18 protein-coding genes and 1 tRNA gene are annotated in these 18,455 nt (G+C 58.9%); 9 read left to right on the plus strand and 10 right to left on the minus strand.

The features are described from left to right. The first annotated feature begins 9 nt into the window (after positions 1-9). From DLM45_RS03010 to DLM45_RS03025, 4 genes are all read left to right on the plus strand, one after another. On the plus strand, positions 10-489 hold the full coding sequence (locus DLM45_RS03010) for a MaoC family dehydratase (protein WP_181335511.1): 480 nt from the start codon (positions 10-12) through the stop codon (positions 487-489). A gap of 8 nt (positions 490-497) precedes the next feature. Next, positions 498-1,736: an MFS transporter gene (locus DLM45_RS03015; RefSeq protein ID WP_181335512.1), complete on the plus strand. Its 1,239-nt coding sequence runs from the start codon at positions 498-500 to the stop codon at positions 1,734-1,736. A 589-nt stretch (positions 1,737-2,325) separates the two neighbouring features. Continuing rightward, positions 2,326-3,396: a hypothetical protein gene (locus tag DLM45_RS03020; protein ID WP_181335513.1), complete on the plus strand. Its 1,071-nt coding sequence runs from the start codon at positions 2,326-2,328 to the stop codon at positions 3,394-3,396. Positions 3,397-3,557: 161 nt separating this feature from the next. Continuing rightward, positions 3,558-3,863, plus strand: coding sequence for a putative quinol monooxygenase (locus DLM45_RS03025; RefSeq protein WP_181335514.1), 306 nt, complete (start codon positions 3,558-3,560; stop codon positions 3,861-3,863). A gap of 160 nt (positions 3,864-4,023) precedes the next feature. On the opposite strand, the gene DLM45_RS03030 is transcribed toward DLM45_RS03025, so the two are convergent. Next, positions 4,024-4,914, minus strand: coding sequence for a LysR family transcriptional regulator (locus DLM45_RS03030; protein ID WP_181335515.1), 891 nt, complete (start codon positions 4,912-4,914; stop codon positions 4,024-4,026). Positions 4,915-5,188: 274 nt separating this feature from the next. Here DLM45_RS03030 and ampH point away from each other — a divergent pair, with 274 nt between their 5' ends. The 3 genes from ampH (at position 5,189) to DLM45_RS03045 (ending at position 8,157) form a co-directional block, all read left to right on the plus strand. Then, positions 5,189-6,334, plus strand: a complete 1,146-nt coding sequence (gene ampH / locus DLM45_RS03035) for a D-alanyl-D-alanine-carboxypeptidase/endopeptidase AmpH (protein WP_181335516.1) — start codon at positions 5,189-5,191, stop codon at positions 6,332-6,334. Between the two features lie 98 nt (positions 6,335-6,432). Beyond that, on the plus strand, positions 6,433-6,771 hold the full coding sequence (locus DLM45_RS03040; RefSeq protein ID WP_181335517.1) for a hypothetical protein: 339 nt from the start codon (positions 6,433-6,435) through the stop codon (positions 6,769-6,771). Between the two features lie 285 nt (positions 6,772-7,056). Next, positions 7,057-8,157: a PAS domain-containing protein gene (locus tag DLM45_RS03045; RefSeq protein WP_181335518.1), complete on the plus strand. Its 1,101-nt coding sequence runs from the start codon at positions 7,057-7,059 to the stop codon at positions 8,155-8,157. 224 nt (positions 8,158-8,381) lie between these two features. Here DLM45_RS03045 and DLM45_RS03050 read toward each other — a convergent pair. Beyond that, positions 8,382-8,456: transfer RNA gene (locus DLM45_RS03050), tRNA-Lys, on the minus strand. 274 nt (positions 8,457-8,730) lie between these two features. Here DLM45_RS03050 and DLM45_RS03055 point away from each other — a divergent pair. Continuing rightward, complete coding sequence (locus tag DLM45_RS03055; RefSeq protein ID WP_181335519.1) at positions 8,731-9,633, plus strand: DMT family transporter; 903 nt, start codon at positions 8,731-8,733, stop codon at positions 9,631-9,633. Here the strand turns inward: DLM45_RS03055 and tgt are convergent. The 8 genes from tgt to gyrA form a co-directional block, all read right to left on the minus strand. Then, positions 9,611-10,774, minus strand: a complete 1,164-nt coding sequence (gene tgt / locus DLM45_RS03060; protein WP_343062232.1) for a tRNA guanosine(34) transglycosylase Tgt — start codon at positions 10,772-10,774, stop codon at positions 9,611-9,613. The genes DLM45_RS03055 and tgt overlap by 23 nt on opposite strands. A gap of 51 nt (positions 10,775-10,825) precedes the next feature. After that, entirely contained in the window at positions 10,826-11,929 is a 1,104-nt protein-coding gene (queA, locus tag DLM45_RS03065; RefSeq protein WP_181335520.1) for a tRNA preQ1(34) S-adenosylmethionine ribosyltransferase-isomerase QueA, read from the minus strand. 18 nt (positions 11,930-11,947) lie between these two features. Then, positions 11,948-12,361: a DUF423 domain-containing protein gene (locus DLM45_RS03070; RefSeq protein WP_181335521.1), complete on the minus strand. Its 414-nt coding sequence runs from the start codon at positions 12,359-12,361 to the stop codon at positions 11,948-11,950. Next, positions 12,361-12,837: a peptidylprolyl isomerase gene (locus tag DLM45_RS03075; protein ID WP_181335522.1), complete on the minus strand. Its 477-nt coding sequence runs from the start codon at positions 12,835-12,837 to the stop codon at positions 12,361-12,363. Before DLM45_RS03075 ends, DLM45_RS03070 begins: the two co-directional genes overlap by 1 nt. Positions 12,838-12,909: 72 nt before the next feature. Beyond that, positions 12,910-13,449, minus strand: a complete 540-nt coding sequence (locus DLM45_RS03080; protein WP_181335523.1) for a peptidylprolyl isomerase — start codon at positions 13,447-13,449, stop codon at positions 12,910-12,912. 141 nt (positions 13,450-13,590) lie between these two features. Continuing rightward, a complete protein-coding gene (locus DLM45_RS03085) occupies positions 13,591-13,995 on the minus strand; it encodes an MGMT family protein (protein ID WP_181335524.1) in 405 nt (134 codons plus the stop codon). Between the two features lie 27 nt (positions 13,996-14,022). Further along, the gene (coaD, locus tag DLM45_RS03090; RefSeq protein WP_181335525.1) at positions 14,023-14,547 is read right to left on the minus strand and encodes a pantetheine-phosphate adenylyltransferase; all 525 of its coding nucleotides are present in this window, start codon (positions 14,545-14,547) and stop codon (positions 14,023-14,025) included. Between the two features lie 101 nt (positions 14,548-14,648). Beyond that, a complete protein-coding gene (gene gyrA, locus DLM45_RS03095; RefSeq protein WP_181335526.1) occupies positions 14,649-17,405 on the minus strand; it encodes a DNA gyrase subunit A in 2,757 nt (918 codons plus the stop codon). Between the two features lie 321 nt (positions 17,406-17,726). Here gyrA and DLM45_RS03100 point away from each other — a divergent pair, with 321 nt between their 5' ends. After that, positions 17,727-18,359, plus strand: a complete 633-nt coding sequence (locus DLM45_RS03100) for a PRC-barrel domain-containing protein (RefSeq protein ID WP_181335527.1) — start codon at positions 17,727-17,729, stop codon at positions 18,357-18,359. Positions 18,360-18,455 lie beyond the last annotated feature (96 nt).

Raw genomic sequence — 18,455 nt, forward strand, 5'->3', positions numbered from 1 at the left:
AGCCATACTTTGAGCACGAAACTATCTTCGATCTGGGACCAAACGCTCAAAGGAAAACCGGAAGTCGGAGCGCGGGCGCGCCGGTCACGCGTGACGTCGCAGGATGATATCGCCAGATTTTCGGAAATGACCGGCGATTTTAATCCACTGCATTATGACGCTCAATTGGCCGAAGCATCTGTGTTTGGACGCCTCATCGTTCAGGGCGGTGTAACGTCGGGACTTCTCAATGCAATTGTCGCAGAGGATTTGCCAGGGCCCGGCACCGTATTCCTCGGTGTGAATTGGCGGTTTTTACGTGCTGTCGGCGTGAATGAGGAAATTACGGCCGAGGTCGAAGTCATCTCCGTTCGCGACGACAAACCAATTTGCGAATTAGCGACCACGATATATGCGCAAGACGGGCAGCCGTGCCTTTCGGGAACGGCGACGGTCTATGTCACGCCGCTGCGAAATCTCGCGTCATCCCCACAGAAAGCTTCGAATTGAGGAGCGATATGACGGCCTCTTCCCAGCCCGTTGCGCAACACGCCAGCGGATCTCGATGGTTCACGCTCGCAATTCTATGCTTGGCGATCGTGCTGTCGATGACGACGTGGTTTTCGGCAACCGCAATCGTACCCGAACTTCGCAATGTCTGGTCGCTCGATGACGGCACCGTCGCTTGGCTCACGAACGCCGTCCAGATTGGATTTGTTGTAGGAGCGCTCGGCGCGAGCTTCTTCAATCTTCCCGACATCGTGGCCCCGCGCATTCTGATGTCTGCATCCGCGGCACTTGCGGCTGCCGCCAATCTTGCTCTGCTCGTTGCTCCGACGGCAGAGACAGCCATTGCCCTGCGCTTCATCACAGGGCTAGCACTTGCGGGAGTTTATCCGCCCGCACTGAAACTCATTTCCACATGGTTTGTGCAGGCTCGCGGCTTGGCGCTCGGCTGCGTGATTGCGGCTTTAACACTGGGCTCGGCCTTTCCGCATTTGCTACGCGCGCTTACGAACGATTTGAACTGGAAGATCGTCGTTAGCTCGACGTCGGCCATGACGGTGGTCGGCGCACTGCTGATGGCTCGATTTGCAGTTGAAGGCCCGCATCCGTTTGGCCGGGCGACATTCGATCCGCGCAAGATCGGACAGGTGCTTCGCGACCGTGCCGTGATGCTCGCGAACGTCGGCTATTTTGGTCACATGTGGGAGCTCTACGCGATGTGGGGCTGGTTCCTCGCGTTTACGCAAGCCACGTTGCACGCTCGGGGATTGATGACACCGAGCGCGTCGATCATCACGTTCGTTGTCATCGCATCGGGGACCGTCGGATGCGTCCTCGGTGGCTTTATGGCCGACCGCATCGGACGCACCGCGACGACGTCCATCATGATGACGATTTCTGGCTTGTGCGCGCTTCTGATCGGCTTCGCGTTCAACGCGCCACTTTGGGTTTTCATTCTGGTCTCCATTATCTGGGGAATTTCAGTAATTGGAGATTCCGCGCAGTTCGCTGCGATCGTGACGGAGGTTGGCGAGTCGCAATTCGTCGGCACCGCGCTGGCGCTTCAGTTGGGCCTGGGATTTGCGCTGACGGTTATTGCGATCCGCGTGATGCCGATCCTCGTCGACTACCTAGGCGGATGGCAATGGGCCTTCATCGTGCTCGTTCCCGGACCCTTCATAGGGACGTTGGCGATGCTGGCGCTGCGACGGCTGCCGCAGGCCGTGAAGATTAGCGGCGGTCTGAAGTAGGACCGTCGCGCGGTCGCGCCTACTGGTGGCGACTCCGCCGTCAAAGCTATTGTTTGAGTCTGTAATCGACGTATGGGCGGCGGCATAGTTTGCCGTCTGCGTTTGCTGCTCTGAGCAGATACTGCGGCCGAACGATATTTGTATTTTAGTCCGCATACAGATATTTACTGTGCAGCTTCCGAAAAACTAACACACACCCACAAATTTGACGCGCAGCGCGTGTGACTGCGCTTGCGATGTGATGAGCGTCTCGTTGCGGAGTTTCACAATCTATCACCGACACATCTCCGAACCTGTGTTGACTTTTTGTTTTAGCGTATAGAGTATGGACCGGTCGATACATAAAAATGACCAATCGACTCTTAGGAAACGCCAATGCTCAGCCATATTGAGAAAGCCGTACCGGCCTAGAGGGACGTCCAAAGTCACTTTGATGAGACGACAGCAATCGGCGGCGGGTCACCCGCGCCGACGGATTGCGTGCGCCCTCGTGAAGAGACCTGGAACGCGGACGGCAAGACCGATCCATTCCCCGACGGCACAGCAATCCCAGCGCTCAGCATAAGAAAACAATCAAAGGAGGATGACGATGTCGGTAACAACGCCAACGGCGGAAATAGCGCCGTTTCGGTTGAATGAGGGCGTCCGGGGGTTCTTGTGGATCTACGGTCTGTCGATTGTGTCGTGCTATCTCGTAAACCTTTGGGTGATCGCAAATCCCATCGGTCCGTGGGTTGGCGACGACATCCAAAAATCATTCTGGCTCGACAACGTCAGCTGGCAGATTTTCTCCGCATGGTGGGCGTGCCTGTTCGTTGTTAGCGGCTTCTGGCCGTTCAACGGCATCGAAAACACAACCGTTCGCGGTATAGTTCTTGTCGCCGTCTCATGGTTTCTCGGATGGTGGAGCGCGAAGCTCATCTTCCTTGTCGGCCCCGGAGCCGACGGCATCTTTCCGCTGGTCGGCACCACGTGGTTTCTTTTTGCTTTCTTCTGCTTCGCCGGAAACAACTTCCTCGTAGCGAAGCTGCCGCCTCACCGTCAGGTTTACATCCACCTGCTGGTATTTGCGGGCCTCACGTATCTCATCACGCATTCGGCCATTAAGTGGGTTCCGGCGTGGTGGTTCCCATTCCTGCTCCTCGGACTTGGCACAGGAACGCTCACATACCTCACCCGGGGTTTGGCACAGCCGGCGCGCGCCGTCGTTATGATGTCGATCCTGTTCGCGACGGCCGCTCTCTGCTTCCAGATTTCAGCGCTCGCCGGGCTTTGGGAATTCGATAAGTCGCCCATTTCGTCGTTCTGGTCGATGGGCCATTTCACAGACGGCAATTTCTGGCTGCTCTGCTTCATGACGGCGACATCGATCAACTACGCGATGCCGGTCATCACGCACAACTGGCCGTTCACGATGATCGCGATGCCGTGGGGCGGCTTGCTTGCCTGCGCGTTCTATCTGGTGCTGGACGTGGTTGTCGCGAGCTTGCTGGTGAAGCTGGTCGGACCGGTCTTCTCGAGCATGGAGGAACTGCTGACCTACGCCTACATGGGCGTGAACTGGTCGATGATCATCCCGCTCGTGTTCGGAATTGGCTTGCAAGAACCCTATCTCTGGACCGGTCAGAAAACGCCGGGCCAATGGGGTGACGTAGCTTGAGGTGTCCTCCTCTCAAGCTCTCGTGAGGATGCCCGGCGGATCGAGCCCATCGCCGGGCATCCTTCTTCTATCTGCGATCACTTCCGCAAATTCGTTCGCGCCGCAGACGCGATGTCGACAACCGCCGCGCAATCAAGCGCTGCTCATTGGAGTTTGTACGAATGGAAACTGTTGCTGGTGTTATTCCCTTCAAAGCCAAAGTCGGACAGGGCGAGACGGTGGCGCGTCTCATCGCTGCCGCTCTGCCTCACGTTGAGAACGAGCCCGGGACACCGCTTTGGTTGGTTCTCCGCTCGAATACCGATCCGGATATGATCTTCCTGGTCGACCTCTTCAGCGGAACGGCTGGTCGCGATGCTCATATGACGGGCGAAGCGGCAAAGCTCATTTTCGCAACAGTGCCGCCGTATCTCGAAGCCGCGCCTGAAATTCATCCCGCCGACGTCATCGCTTCCAAAGGCCGGTGACGCAGCGCCGAAGCGCAACTGTCGAATGACTTCCTGGTCGTACGTTCGGGCCGTGGGGCGTGCAAATCCCGCGGCCTGAATTTTCGTGAAGTGCGCTGGCTCAATCCCCGGCTCTGCTGTTGACGAAGTCAGCGCGAAGCTCGACGCGCACGGCACATTCTCAGCTTTTCTTTCCAAGGCTCTGCACGAGGAAATCGATAAAGACACGCGTCTTTGCCGCGAGGTAGCGATTGGGCGCGTAGAGCGCGTGGATATCGAGATCGGCAGGTGCATGCTTCGGTAAAATCGAGCGCAGCCGACCTGCCGCGATGTCCGAACCGACGATGAATTCCGGAAGCATCGTGATGCCGATGCCAGACACGGCCGCGTCGCGCAGAACGTCTCCATTGTTCGATGCCATGTAGCTCGTGACGGATCTGGTCGTCAGTTTTCCGCTGTCAGCGAGCGACCACTTCTGCATCGACGTCGTATGGCCGTAGGTAAGACACTTGTGGGACGAGAGATCCGCAGGTGACTTCGGCGTGCCGTGTGTTTTCAGGTACTCTGGCGATGCCACCATCAGCATCCGCGTCGAAGATACGCGCCGGGCAATTAAGCTCGAGTCTTTCAGCACGCCGATCCGTATCGTGACGTCCACACCCTCTTCCAGCGGATCGATGTAGCGATCGGTCAGTGTCAGCTCGACTCTCAGGTCGCGATAGCGCGACATGAATTCGCCGACGACCTTTCCAAGACAGCGCGTTCCGAACGACAGCGGCCCGTTGATTTTGAGAAGGCCTTTCGGCTCATCATGAAGGCGGGATACCTGCTGCTCCGTCTCCTCAAGCTGGGCGAGGATTGCGAGGCAGCGCTCGTAGTAGGCGAGACCTGCTTCTGTTGGCGCGACGCGTCTCGTCGTTCGGTCAAGTAGACGAACGCCGAGATGATGTTCGAGCTCCATAACGCCTTTACTCACTGCAGAGCGCGTCAATCCCAGGCGCCGTGCAGCTTCGGCGTAGCTTCCGCTCGCGACCACCTTCACGAAAGCGCCCATCGCGTCGAGCTTGTCCATTTGTATTCTTTTTGGATGCAGTTGATGCTGCATTTTACGGATTGAGGAAAATCCGTCAACGGCCGTCTTGCCGGCAAATCGGGCTCTCAGCGCGTGTTTCAGCTGAAAGAACTGCCAATATTTTCCAAGCCGTTTCGCGCTTCCGCAGATATCGAGCGCACGGCAATTAAAGTTTAACCCCAATTATCAGTCGGTACACGCCCTATTCGGGCGATGGATTATGACCTGAGACCACTCAGGCGGCAGCCGCAACAATCAGGGATGAAATCAAGCTATGAAAACGATCGGCCGGGCCATCCGAACAGCCGTGATCTCATTGAGCGTTTGTTTGTGCAGCTCTGCGAACGCCGCTGCGGACGATCTTCTCCTCAAGGATTTCGTTACCCTCCAAGGACAGATCGCGTTCCTGCAGATGGGCGTTCCCGGAATGGTGCTTGGTGTCGTGCGAAACGGCGAAAGCATCGTTGTCGGTTTCGGCGAGCGCGCGGATGGCGCCGGGGAACCGGATGGCGATACGATGATCCGGGTCGGCTCGATCTCAAAGGTGTTCGCTGGCCAAGTGCTGGCAAGCCTCGTCGCCGATGGCACTGTCAAACTTAGCGATCGTCTGCAGGACAAGCTGGGTTGGCCGGATACCAAGGTGCCGACGAAGGATGGCCGCGATATCACGCTTCTCGATCTCGCCACTCATGGCTCTGGTCTGCCCCGTGAAGTCGATATGATGCGCGATCCGGAAAAGCCGGAGCTCGTTTCGCGTGAGATGTATGCACGCGCTCTGAAGGATCAGCAGCTTCTCTTCGCGCCGGGCTCCGGGCTCCACTATTCCAATTACGCGTTCGATCTGCTTGGCGAGGCCCTGTCAAAATCCAGCGGCAAACCTTATGCGGATTTGCTTCAAGAGCGGATCTTCGCCCCGGCGGGACTAAAAGATACCGTCGTCCGGATGAGCGATGCGCAAAAGGCTCGCTTGTTCCAGGGGCATTCGCCGACTGGCGAGGTTTACCCGCTCAGCGACGTCAGCGATATGCAGGCGGCTGCGAGTGGGCTGTTCTCCACGCCGAATGATATGGTGCGTTGGCTGAAATGGCATCTCGATCAGTTCGGGCGCGATGGCGCCGAGATGCGCACCCTCGATCACGCAGCATATATCGTGAGGGATGGCCTCAACCCAGTCTCCGGTTTGGACGAGTCGGGCCACATGGATGCGATGGGTCTTGGCTGGGTCATGATGACCCCAGAGGGCACCAGGCCGCTCATCTTGCAAAAGGCCGGAGGGCGGCAGGGCACGCTGTCCTATATCGCGTTTTCTCCGGCTCGCGGCGTCGGCGTATTTATCTCGATCAATAAGTTCGACTTCTCGGCCGGAACCCATATGCCCGCGTTCGCGAACGAACTGATCGGCCAGCTCGCTCCGCGCTAACGTAAGAACAAATCCTTAACCGGATTGGACGGTTTTGCCTCCGTTGCCGCAAGGCCCGTCTTATAATTTGATCAGTCAGTCGGCTCGGAGTTGCGCCCATGAAGTGCGCCAAAACTTTTTTCGTGAGTATCGCGGCTGTCGGTTTCCTGTCTGCTTCGCCCTGCGTCGCGCACCCCAGCGTGCCAACCTTCGCCAGCGCGCAGGATCGTCATGCGGTCATCACCGTCGGGCACCGTCAATATTATGACGAGTACTATGACGAAGACTTTATTGAACCGCCTCCGCCGCGCCGACGCGCCTTCCCGACTGATGATGAATCGCTGTTCCTGGAAGTCGTTCCGCTACCGCCCGCTAATTGCGGCGAGTTTCGATATTGGAACGGCGAATACTGCGCCGACGCACGCGTACAGCCGCCCTACGTCGGACCGCGCTGGTAGCGTTTGCGCATCCAAGGGAAGAGCCTTGCTCCTTCCGCGGATTGCACCCGGCTAAAACCTTGAACGCAATGTAAGCCCGGCTGGGTTATTTGACTGCTTTTCAAACGGCAAACGCCGAAGGTGGGGCACGCAGCCCGGCGTGCGGATCCATATTAAAATCAGTGATCACGAAACCTTAGCGATATCCGGCAACCGTCCGAAAGTACCATTCGCTTGAACTTGTAAGGCCGTACTGAACGCACGATATTTGGGAGTTCTTGCGGTGTATGGGTTGGAGCACGGGAAATGCAAGCAGCCGCCGATATTTATGCGCGGATCATGTTCCCCGGCGCCATAAAGGGCGGCGATCCTACCCTCTCCGATCTTCAAAAACAGATGCTGGATGCCACGCCCGATTGCATCAAGGTGATTTCGGTCGATGGCAAGTTACTGATGATGAACCGAGCAGGTTGCCGCGCGCTTGGTGTCCCTGAAGATTCCGCATTCGGCATGCCTTGGCTACCTTTGCTTCCGCCCGACGTATTTGCCGATGGCACAGACGCACTCCTAAAAGCTGCTTCTGGCAAGATCGCGCGATTTCCCGGCAAAAGCATTTCCCCGCAGGGGACGGCGCACTGGGATAATCTTTTGACACCGCTCATTGATGGCTCTGGTCAAGTGTTATCAATCCTCTGCGTATCCCGCGATGTCACCAAAACCGTTGTACTCGAACGGAAGTTGACCGAAGCGGTTGATCGCGAAAAGCTTCTCGCTCGCGAAATGAACCATCGGATTAAAAATTTATTCTCTGTCGTGATGGGGCTTGTATCTATTTCCAAACGAGAAGCGGCGGCGTCCAATGCACCGGAACGTGCCATCGAAGTTTTCGCGGACAAACTTCTTTCCGTGTCGCGCGCATTCGATGCGGTTTTTGTTTCCGAACAACGCGGTGGAAGTGACGTAGATCACATCGACGCTTCCGCCATCGTCTCATCGGTCCTGCATCCCTACGGAGATAGATGCACCATCATCGGAAGCGCGGCTTTTCTCCGTCGCGATGCACTGACGACGTTTGCTCTTTTCCTCCACGAACTCGCTACAAACTCGTTCAAGTATGGTGCGCTCAGCACGAAAGCTGGCAATGTCACTGTCCGCTGGGCGGCTGCCGATAACATTCTTGATCTGCAATGGATAGAAACGGGAGGCCCGGAAATTAAGTCTCCTCCCGTGCGCCTCGGATTCGGAACTGAAATGATCGACCGCATCGTTCGGTCCGGTGATGGCACGATTGATCGCATCTGGCGTACTGATGGCCTCGTGTCGAATTGCGTTTCCCCTGCCTCCCAGCGCGTGAGGCGTAGCTGTATCGGTCGCCGACGTGTGCAGCGTGATCTGCTGGTCTGCTGAGCGGCCTCTTTAGAGCAAGCCTCAATTCATTGAAGAGCCTGCGCGCGATATGGGCGCCGCGCACGTAGTTGCTGCCAAGCTCAAGCGCTGTGTCTTTTAACAATATGTTTTCTAGAAGCTGGCGGGCGCACACTGGTCCGCTTGTTCACCGGACCGGATCGCGCCGGGATCACGCCCGGCGAATTTCGGCAGCTTGCCGAAATTCGCTAACACCTTGAAAGGAATGGTGAGCCCGGTTGGGATCGAACCAACGACCCTCTGATTAAAAGTCAGATGCTCTACCGCTGAGCTACGGGCCCACAAGTGGGTCCGGTTACCTGTCTTTTCGGCTGAGCGCAAGCCTTCGCGCACACCTCAGGGGCGACTTCGGCGGTGTGTGCTAAATAGCCTCGCTGCGTGTGGCCGTTTCATCGTGTTTCGCGTGGCCATTGCTGTCCCGTCGCGGTCACGCGGCTATTTGCGACGGAGCACAATGGCGGCAGGCGGCGCTATGGTTACGGTCTGTCCTGCGCGTTGCCGGGCCAAAGCGAATCTCCTGCAACCTATGCCATTCGGCTCAACATCTGGCGCCCCATGCCCGATCGCCTGAAGGCCGTCGGCCTCATGTGCCTGGCCGTCACGCTATTCGCGTGCCTCGATACGACCGCCAAGTATCTCGGCAGCCATCTCGGCGTTCCGACGGCCGAGATCGTGTGGGTGCGCTTTCTGGGACAAGCCTTGCTGATGACCGCCATCCTCGGTCCAGCCAGAATTCCGAAACTTCTGCAGACGAAGCGGCTGTCGCTTCAACTTGTGCGTTCGACGCTGATGGTGGCGACGACTGTCTGCAACTTCGTCGCCGTTCAATACCTTCGTCTCGACCAGACGATCTCGATTGCGTTTCTTGCCCCGTTGGTCGTCGCGGCGCTTGCCGGACCGTTTCTCGGCGAATACGTCGGACGGCATCGGGCGTGCGCGATCGTCGTTGGGTTCATTGGCATCCTGATCGTGGTGCGTCCCGGCATTACCGAGTTTCATCCGGCCTTTCTCGCCGCGTTTCTCTCGATGGCGGTCTATTCACTCTTCATGATCGTCACGCGTAAGCTGTCGGATGTGGATCCACCGCTGGTGACGCTCTTTTACTCGCTGCTTGTCGGCGTCTTTGCGGGCGCGGTGTTTGCGATCCCGCAATGGGTCTGGCCGTCCAGCGCGTTTGAATGGCTTCTGCTCAGCATGCTCGGCGCATTGGGCGGCTTCGGGCACTACCTGCTCATTCACGCGTACCGGCTCGCGCCAGCGTCATCCGTTTCGCCGTTTCTCTACTTCCAGCTTTTGAGCATGACGGGGCTGGGCTTCCTGGTATTCGGCGACGTACCGGACCGCTGGTCGGTGATCGGTTCTGCCGTCGTCGTTTTGTCCGGGATCTATCTCGTTCATCGCGAGCGCGTGGCGCATATCGAAAGCCGGACGGCCGCTATGGAGCGGCAGGCTTTATGATGCGCGCCTTGGTTTCGGCGGCCCAATCGTCGAAACGTCCGTCGGCAATCGCACCGCGCATGGCCGCCATCAGGTCCTGATAAAAGACGGTGTTGATCCACGACAGTATCATTGCGCCAAGAAGCTCGCCCGACTTGATCAGGTGATGCAGATAGGCTTTCGAATGCTCGCGCGCGGCGGGACACGAGCTTAGCTCGTCCAGCGGTGACGGATCTTCCGCGTGTTTGGCGTTGCGCATGTTCAGCACACCGCCCCACGTGAAGACGTACCCGTGGCGGCCGTTTCGGGTCGGCATAACGCAATCGAACATATCGACGCCGAGGCGTACCGACTCGATCAGATCGAGCGGAGTGCCGACGCCCATGAGATATCTCGGTTTGCCAACCGGAAGCGCAGGCAAGGTTTCGGCGAGCGTTGCGATCATCGCCTCGTGCCCCTCGCCGACCGCGAGGCCGCCGACGGCATAGCCGGGGAAATCCATGGCGACGAGTTCTTTGGCAGAGCGATGGCGCAGCGCTGGCTCGGTTCCGCCCTGCACGATTGCGAACAGCGCCTGACCATTGCTGGCGCCGCCTGACGCGACTTGCGACTGGAATGCGCGCTTCGAGCGTTCAGCCCAGCGCAACGACAGCTCCATCGCGCGTTCGATTTCGCGGTACTCAGCAGGAAGCTCGATGCACTCGTCGAACTGCATCTGAATGTCGGAGCCGAGCAGGCACTGGACCTCAATGGAACGCTCGGGCGAAAGCATGTGCCGCGAGCCGTCAATATGCGACTGGAACGCGACGCCCTCCTCTGTGATCTTGCGGATCTTTCCGAGGCTCATGACCTGGAAACCGCCGGAGTCCGTAAGGATCGGACCGTTCCAGCGCATGAACTTATGCAAGCCGCCAAGGCGCGCGACGCGCTCTGCACCCGGCCGCAGCATCAAATGATACGTGTTGCCGAGAAGGATATCGGCGCCAGAGTCGCGCACCTGCTCAGGATAGAGCGCTTTGACGGTCGCCACGGTGCCGACTGGCATGAACGCAGGCGTACGAATAATTCCGCGTGGAGTCGAGATCGCCCCAAGGCGCGCCGCGCCATCCGTGCTCTTGAGTTGAAAGGCGAACGCTTCGCCTTGTGAAACTGGGTTATCCACGCGTGCCTTTATAATTTCGTCGTCTTGTTCCGGGGCCTCAACACGGCGCAACTAGCTTGCCTCGGCCGGAAATAGCAGGCTGGCGTCGCCATAGGAATAAAAGCGGTAGCCAGAGTGAATGGCATGGCCGTAAGCGGCGCGCATTGTGCCGAGGCCGGAGAACGCGGAGACGAGCATGAAGAGCGTCGAGCGCGGCAGGTGGAAATTCGTCATCAGCAGGTCGACGGCCTTGAAGCGGTAGCCGGGCGTGATGAAGATCGCGGTGTCACCGGTCCATGGCGCAATGGTGCGATCATCGCGCGCCGCGCTTTCGAGCAACCGAAGCGACGTCGTGCCGACTGCAACGATGCGTCCGCCGCGAGCGCGCACCGCGTTGAGGGCGTCTGCGGTTTCGGCCGAGACCGTACCCCATTCCGAGTGCATGACGTGCTCGGCCGTGTCGTCGACCTTCACCGGCAGGAAGGTTCCAGCACCGACATGCAGCGTCACGAAGTGGCGGGAGACGCCGCGCTTATCGAGCGCGGCTAGTAGCTCATCCGTGAAGTGCAGCCCGGCGGTCGGCGCGGCAACGGCGCCATCCTTGGCGGCATAAATGGTTTGATAGTCTTTGACGTCGGTATCTCTCGCCGGGCGCTTCAACGCGATGTATGGCGGCAGCGGCATGACGCCGACAGCAGCGATGGCTTCATCGAGAAATGCGCCGGAGAGATCGAAGCTGAGTTCGACTTCACCCGCGTCGAGCTTGGCGGATACGGTCGCGTCCAGCGTGCCGAGATAGCAGCTTTCTCCGCCGTGTCCGAAGTGTACACGATCACCCGGCTCAAGACGTTTGGCCGGACGGGCGAACGCACGCCAAGAATTGGCGCTCACGCGCTTCGTCAGGTTGAAGTCGACTTTGGCTTCTGTCCCGGCGCGGTTGCGAATACCGGACAGCGCGGCTGGAATAACGCGCGTGTTGTTGAAGACCAGCGCATCTCCTGGCTGGAGAAGATCGGGGAGATCGCGAACGGTCTTTTCAGCGAGATCGGCATCGTCGCGCGCGCAACTTCCTCCAACCGGCTTGACGATCAGCAGACGCGCAGAATCCCGCGGCGCGGCCGGATGAAGGGCAATCGCGCCGTCAGGCAACTCAAAATCGAAAAGATCGGTGCGCATGCGCGTCCAGCTTTCCGGTCAGCGCTTTCGGACGGCGTGCGCCAAACCCAAAATCGCGATGACGATCCAGCCGACCATCATCAGCGTACCACCAATCGGAGCCGACATCGGGAAGAGCTGTTCGCCGGTCAGCGCGCGCAGGGCGATCGAGCCGGAGAAAAGGGAGGCGGCGAAGAGAATTCCGAATGCAGTCGCCCACCAGAGCTTGGCGCAGCGGGACTGAAATGCGATTGCGATGAGTGCGACCGCGAGAACCGCATGGACAATCAGCATCGTCGCGGCGCTCGCGAGTGCCGGACTTTCCACTTTGTGGGCCGCCGCGGCTGCGAGAGCTACGCCGCTGGCGCCTGCGAGACCTGCCCATACGAGAGCGAGAAACGGCGCGACCGAAGTCGCGCCGAATGGGCGTTCACCTTGTGTCGGCGTCGACATCAGGCGGCGTCCGCAGCGACGCGAACCGAGATCATCTTATCCGGCTGCTGCGGGGGCTCGCCCTTGTTGATCTTGTCAACGCTGTCCATGCCTTCGATCACCTTGCCCCAGACGGTGTATTGCTTGTCGAGGAACGACGCGTCGTCGAAGCAGATGAAGAATTGGCTGTTCGCCGAATTCGGGTCGGACGCACGTGCCATCGAGCAGACACCACGGACGTGGGATTCGGTGTTGAATTCAGCGGGAAGGTTCGGGAGTTTCGATCCGCCCGTGCCGCGGCCCTGCGGGCAACCGGTCTGCGCCATGAAGCCTGGAATGACGCGATGGAATACGATGCCATCGTAGAAGCCTTCGCGCGCCAGCGTCTTGATGCGCTCGACGTGCTTTGGCGCGAGATCGGGGCGAAGCTCGATCACGACGGGGCCTTTGCTGGTTTCGATCAGGAGCGTGTTTTCAGGGTCTTTGTAGTCGGCCATAGGCCATCCTTTCTCGGAGAGTTGGTTGCGCTCCGCGATGGAGCGCGCGCAAGCGACGTGACGTAGACGCCGCTATTCCACGTAAACCTTCACCATCGTATCTGGATCCGTGACGGTGCCGGAACCTTCTTCGCCACGCTTGATCTTGTCGACGTTTTCCATGCCGGAAATGACCTGGCCCCAGACGGTATACTGGCCGGTCAAGCCGCTGCATCCCGTATCGGTGAAGCAGATGAAGAACTGGCTGTTGGCGGAGTTCGGATCGGCCGTGCGGGCTGCGCCGACGGTGCCGCGTTTATAAGGTTCCTGCGAAAATTCCGCGGGCAGATCGGGAAGCTTCGAACCGCCCATGCCGGTGCCCGTCGGGTCGCCGGTCTGAGCCATGAAGCCTTCCATCACGCGATGCCATTTGACGCCGTTGTAAAAGCCCTCAGCGGCGAGCGTCTTGACGCGCTCGACGTGCTTCGGTGCGAGATCAGGGCGGAGCTGGATAACGACCTTGCCGCTTGGCAGTTCGATAACGAGCTTATCTCCGGCGGCATTGGCCGACGTTGCTGCCGCGAAAGCGACGGCGAATAGGGACGCGACGACAAAAGACAAACGACGGACCATGGCGTTCCTCATATTGCTGATCTTGGTTTTGCGAGACCGTTGGCCGAATGGACGTCGGCTGGCCGATGGTCACTTGGGGCAGTGTTGCCGCCCTTATGGCGATTTGACGGCCCGCCTGCAAGGTTTGCTGATGCGCGGCAATCAGTAATGCTTCATTCCGCGCGAGCGCGACAATTGCCCTGCCGTTTCTTTCTCGGGGCCTGCGGAATCAGCGGGTTCTGGGGTCGATGAATAGGGATCTCCGGCCAGATAGCGCGTCAGATCATGAATGATGCCAGCGGGCGAGACGTGTACGCCTTCGCGGATCAAAAGCGCGAATTGACGATCGCGATTAGGTCCGCGGCCTATAGCGCCGCCTTTTGCAACGACACGATGCCAAGGAACGTAGTCGCGTTCTTCTTCCGTCAAATGGGCCAGCAGCGATTGAACCAAGGGCGGCGATACGCCGATCCGATAACCCAGCGCTTCGGTGGTCGTCACCCGGCCAGACGGCACACTGCGCAACAGCGAGAGAAGCTCCGATTTAACGCGAATGATTATCGACATTCACTTCTTCAGTTGCTTGAGCGGATCTTACTTGCAGTCTTTTAGGCGCCTCAAAACGTGCTTCGATACGAATGGTGATGGATCGCCTCCCATGGAGACGACCGCGCGAACGAGGTTTGCCGCTATATGACGAACCGCTGGCGACGCAGCGACGTAAACCGTTTGAATGGTGGGTGCCATGTCGCCGTTCATGCCCGCCATCTGCATTTCGTAGTCGAAGTCTGTGCCGTCACGCAATCCACGAATAATGACAGTTGCGTCATGTGCAGCTGCAGCATCGACGGCGAGGCCAGTAAACGTAACGACAGCGATGTCCGTGCCCGTCTCGTCAGCAATCGGACGAAGCTCGTCTTCGAGCATCGCCACGCGATCAGCCGTCGAAAACATCGGCGTTTTGCCTGGATTGTTGCCGATACCAATTACAAGGCGATCAACAATTCCGGCCGCGCGGCGAATAACATCGGTATGGCCGAGAGTCACCGGATCGAAGGAGCCCGAATAGAAGCCCGTTTTCGCCTTGCGCTCGCTTGTCGCTTGTCGCTTCGATGCCATAGGCACTCTTAGCTTCGCTTTTGCTGTGAGAGCAAGCTTATCCGGAGACAATCGGAAATTAACCTAAGCCTTTCGCATCAGGCATCGTCATTGCCGTTTTATCATGCTTCGGACGCTTCGCCGTTCTCAGCGTTTTCCTCGGTTATGCGCTCCACCGATACGACCTTTTCGTCGGCATCCGTTTTGAAGATGCGCACGCCCTGCGTATTGCGGCCCGCGATGCGGATGCCATCAACTGGGCAGCGGATGAGCTGACCGGCGTCTGTTACCAGCATTATCTGATCGCTTTCGCCAATTGGGAACGACGCGAGCAAGCGACCGTTTCTGTCGTTGGCAACCATCGCGAGGATGCCCTTGCCGCCACGACCCGAGGTGCGGAACTCATACGACGACGTGCGCTTGCCGAAGCCGTTTCGCGAAACCGTCAGTACGAATTGCTCCGCTGCCTGCATCTCGGCAAACCGTTCGGGCGGCAACGTCACCGCGTCGGCCGATACCTCTTCGGGATCAGCTTCGGTATCCGTCTCGGCTATGACTTCGGCGTCTTCCGCCTCGTCGGACCGGCGCAGCGCATTCGCCTGCTTCAGATAGGCGGTGCGTTCTTCAGCCGGTGCGCTGAAGTGATCGAGGATCGCCATCGAGATGACTTCGTCACCCTCTTCGAGGCGAATACCGCGAACGCCCGTCGAGTCACGGCCTTTGAATAGGCGGATCTCGTCGCCGATGAGGAAGCGGATGCATTGGCCGCCCGCGGCTGTCAGCAGCACATCCTGCTCGGGGCGTGCGATCGCGACCTGGATGATGCTGTCGCCTTCATCCAGCTTCATCGCGATCTTGCCGTTGCGATTGATGCTCTCGAAATCGGTGAGCGCGTTGCGCCGCACGTTTCCGCTGCGCGTCGCGAAGATGAGTTCGAGTTCGCCCCAGGTTGAGCTGTCTTCCGGCAGCGGCAGGATCGAGGTGATGACTTCGCCCTGGCTCAACGGCAGCAGGTTGACGAGCGCTTTGCCCGTCGATTGCGGAGATGCCGCCGGCAGACGCCACACCTTCATGCGGTAGCACATGCCGCGCGAAGAGAAGAACAGCACCGGCGTGTGCGTCGACGTTACGAAGAGCTGGGTGACGAAATCCTCGTCACGCGTCGCCATGCCGGAGCGGCCCTTGCCGCCGCGCTTCTGCGCCCGGTACGTCGCGAGCGGAACGCGCTTGATATAGCCCTTGTGGCTGACGGTGACGACGCAATCTTCGCGCTGAATGAGGTCTTCGTCTTCGACCTCGCCTTCGATGTCGACGATTTCGGTCTTGCGCGGCGTTGCGAACTCATCGCGGATCGCGGTCAACTCGCCCTTGACGATTTCGACGACGCGCGCACGCGATGCCAATATCGCAAGATACTCTCTGATCTCGATCGCGATCTTGTTCAATTCGTCCGCGATCTCGTCGCGGCCAAGTGCGGTGAGGCGCGCGAGACGAAGTTCGAGGATTGCTTTCGCCTGCTCTTCCGAAAGTTTGTAGGTGCCCCCGGACGAAAGCGTGTGGCGCGGGTCTGCGATCAATTCGATCAGCGGCGCCATGTCTTTCGCGGGCCAGTCACGCGCCATCAATTCCTGCTTGGCCTCAGCGGGCGAAGCGGAATGGCGAATGAGCTTGATGACTTCGTCGATGTTGGCGACGGCAATCGCGAGGCCGACGAGGACGTGAGCGCGATCGCGCGCCTTATTCAGCAAATGCTTCACGCGCCGCGTGACGACATCCTGACGGAACGCGGTGAACGCCGTGATCATGTCACGCAGCGTCAGACTTTCCGGACGGCCGCCGTTGATCGCCAGCATGTTGGCGCCGAACGTCGTCTGCAGATCGGAATACTTGTAGAGGTTATTGAGAACCACGTCGGCGACGGCGTCGCGCTTCAGCTCGACAACGATGCGGATGCCTTCGCGGTTCGACTCGTCCCAGAGATCGGAGATGCCTTCGATCTTCTTCTCGCGCACGAGATCGGCAATCTTCTCGATCAGGACGCGCTTGTTCACCTGATACGGAATTTCGGTAACGATCAGCGCTTCGCGATCCTTCCGGATGTGCTCGATGTTGACGCGCGCGCGCATGATGATCGAGCCGCGGCCTTTGTGGTAGGCCGAGAGGATGCCGCCGCGGCCGAGGATCAGACCGGCCGTCGGGAAGTCTGGGCCTTGAACGATCTGCGTCAGCTCATCGATCGTGATTTCGGGATTGTCGAGCTCTGCGATGCAGGCGTCGATGATCTCGCCCAGGTTATGCGGCGGAATGTTCGTCGCCATGCCGACGGCGATGCCGCCCGCGCCGTTGACGAGCAGGTTCGGAAATTTCGCCGGGAGCACGCTCGGTTCTTGCAAGCGGCCGTCGTAGTTATCGCGAAATTCGACCGTGTCGTTGTCGAGATCGTCGAGCAGGAACTGCGAGATCTTCGCGAGACGCGATTCCGTGTAGCGTTCTGCGGCAGGCGGGTCGCCGTCGATCGAACCGAAGTTGCCCTGGCCATCGACCAGCGGCACGCGCATCGAGAAATCCTGCGCAAGACGCACAAGCGCGTCATAGATCGCCATGTTTCCGTGCGGATGGAAGTCGCCCATCGTGTCGCCGACGATCTTCGACGACTTCATATGCTTCTTGTTCCAGTCGAGATGCAGGCGGTTCATCGCGTAAAGGATGCGCCTGTGAACCGGCTTCAGACCATCGCGCACATCGGGCAGCGCGCGGCTGATGATGACGCTCATCGCGTAGTCGAGATACGAGCGCTTCATCTCCTCGGCGATGGAGATCGGGCGAATGTCATTCGGCTCCCGGCCGCCGGATTTCTCGTCGTCGCTGCTATCGGTCAAAGGTCAGTTCTTTCTCGAAGGCGGGATGCACGCGAGTATCAGCGCGCGGCGCAGAAGATGCGGTTTTGAGTTTAGCCCAACTGGTGCGCGAATGCCATTGGCGCGGCGACATGACGCTAGCAGGCCCGCCAAAATTTGTCATGTGTTTTCAATATTTTATACGGCACGGGCGGACCTAAGCAAAGCTCATCCACATAAGCCCTCAGAGCTTGTCGCGACTAAAGACGGATAGCTTTGTAAAAGCGCTGCCCACGTCTTGCTCCAGTGGCCATGTTAGACCACCGGGCACTTCGCTTATCATCGCAACAGGGACCCCATTCGATGAAAGTTCATCATCTCGCGCTCTCCTTTTTCATGCTCTCGGCCGGTGTGCTTCCGGCTGTGGCGGGAGACTTCTTTTTCACTGAACAGAAGCCGACGCAGTATCTTGCGAAAGACCGCCTTCTCGGCGCCAACGTTCACGGCAGCGACGGCAAGGTCTTCGGCGACATCGAGGATCTGATTGTCGAAAGCGACAATCGAATCGTCGGCGTCATCGTCGGAGTTGGTGGTTTGCTTGGCGTGGGCGAGAAGAAAGTCGGCGTCGATATTTCTGCGCTCAGCATCGAATCCACCGACGGCAAGATGAACGTCGTCATGCCCACGGCGACGAAAGAAACGCTGACGGCCGCGCCTGCTTTCAAACGCATCACTCCGCCCAAGGGCTGGGTGCAGCGCGCGAAGGAAAAGGGCGAAGAGCTGCGCGATAAATCGAAGGATGCCTACGAGGCGGCCAAGGAAAATGCCGGTCCCGCCCTGCAGAAGGCGAAAGACGCCGCTGTGAACGCCTACGAGTCGGCGAAGGAAAAAGCGGGCCCCGCGCTCGAGAAGGCCAAGGAAGACGCTCAGTCGGCCATCGACAAAGCGAAGGCTGCGGCGCAACCGGCCCATCCGGAAGCAAAGCCTGCCCAATGACGATCGCCTAACCGCGATTCATCCAGCGCAATCTCTGAAAGGCCCGGTACGGAACAGTACCGGGCCTTTTGCGTTTCCAACGTATTCGGGAATATT

Origin of the sequence: Hyphomicrobium methylovorum, from assembly GCF_013626205.1 — a bacterium.
Lineage (GTDB): Bacteria > Pseudomonadota > Alphaproteobacteria > Rhizobiales > Hyphomicrobiaceae > Hyphomicrobium_B > Hyphomicrobium_B methylovorum.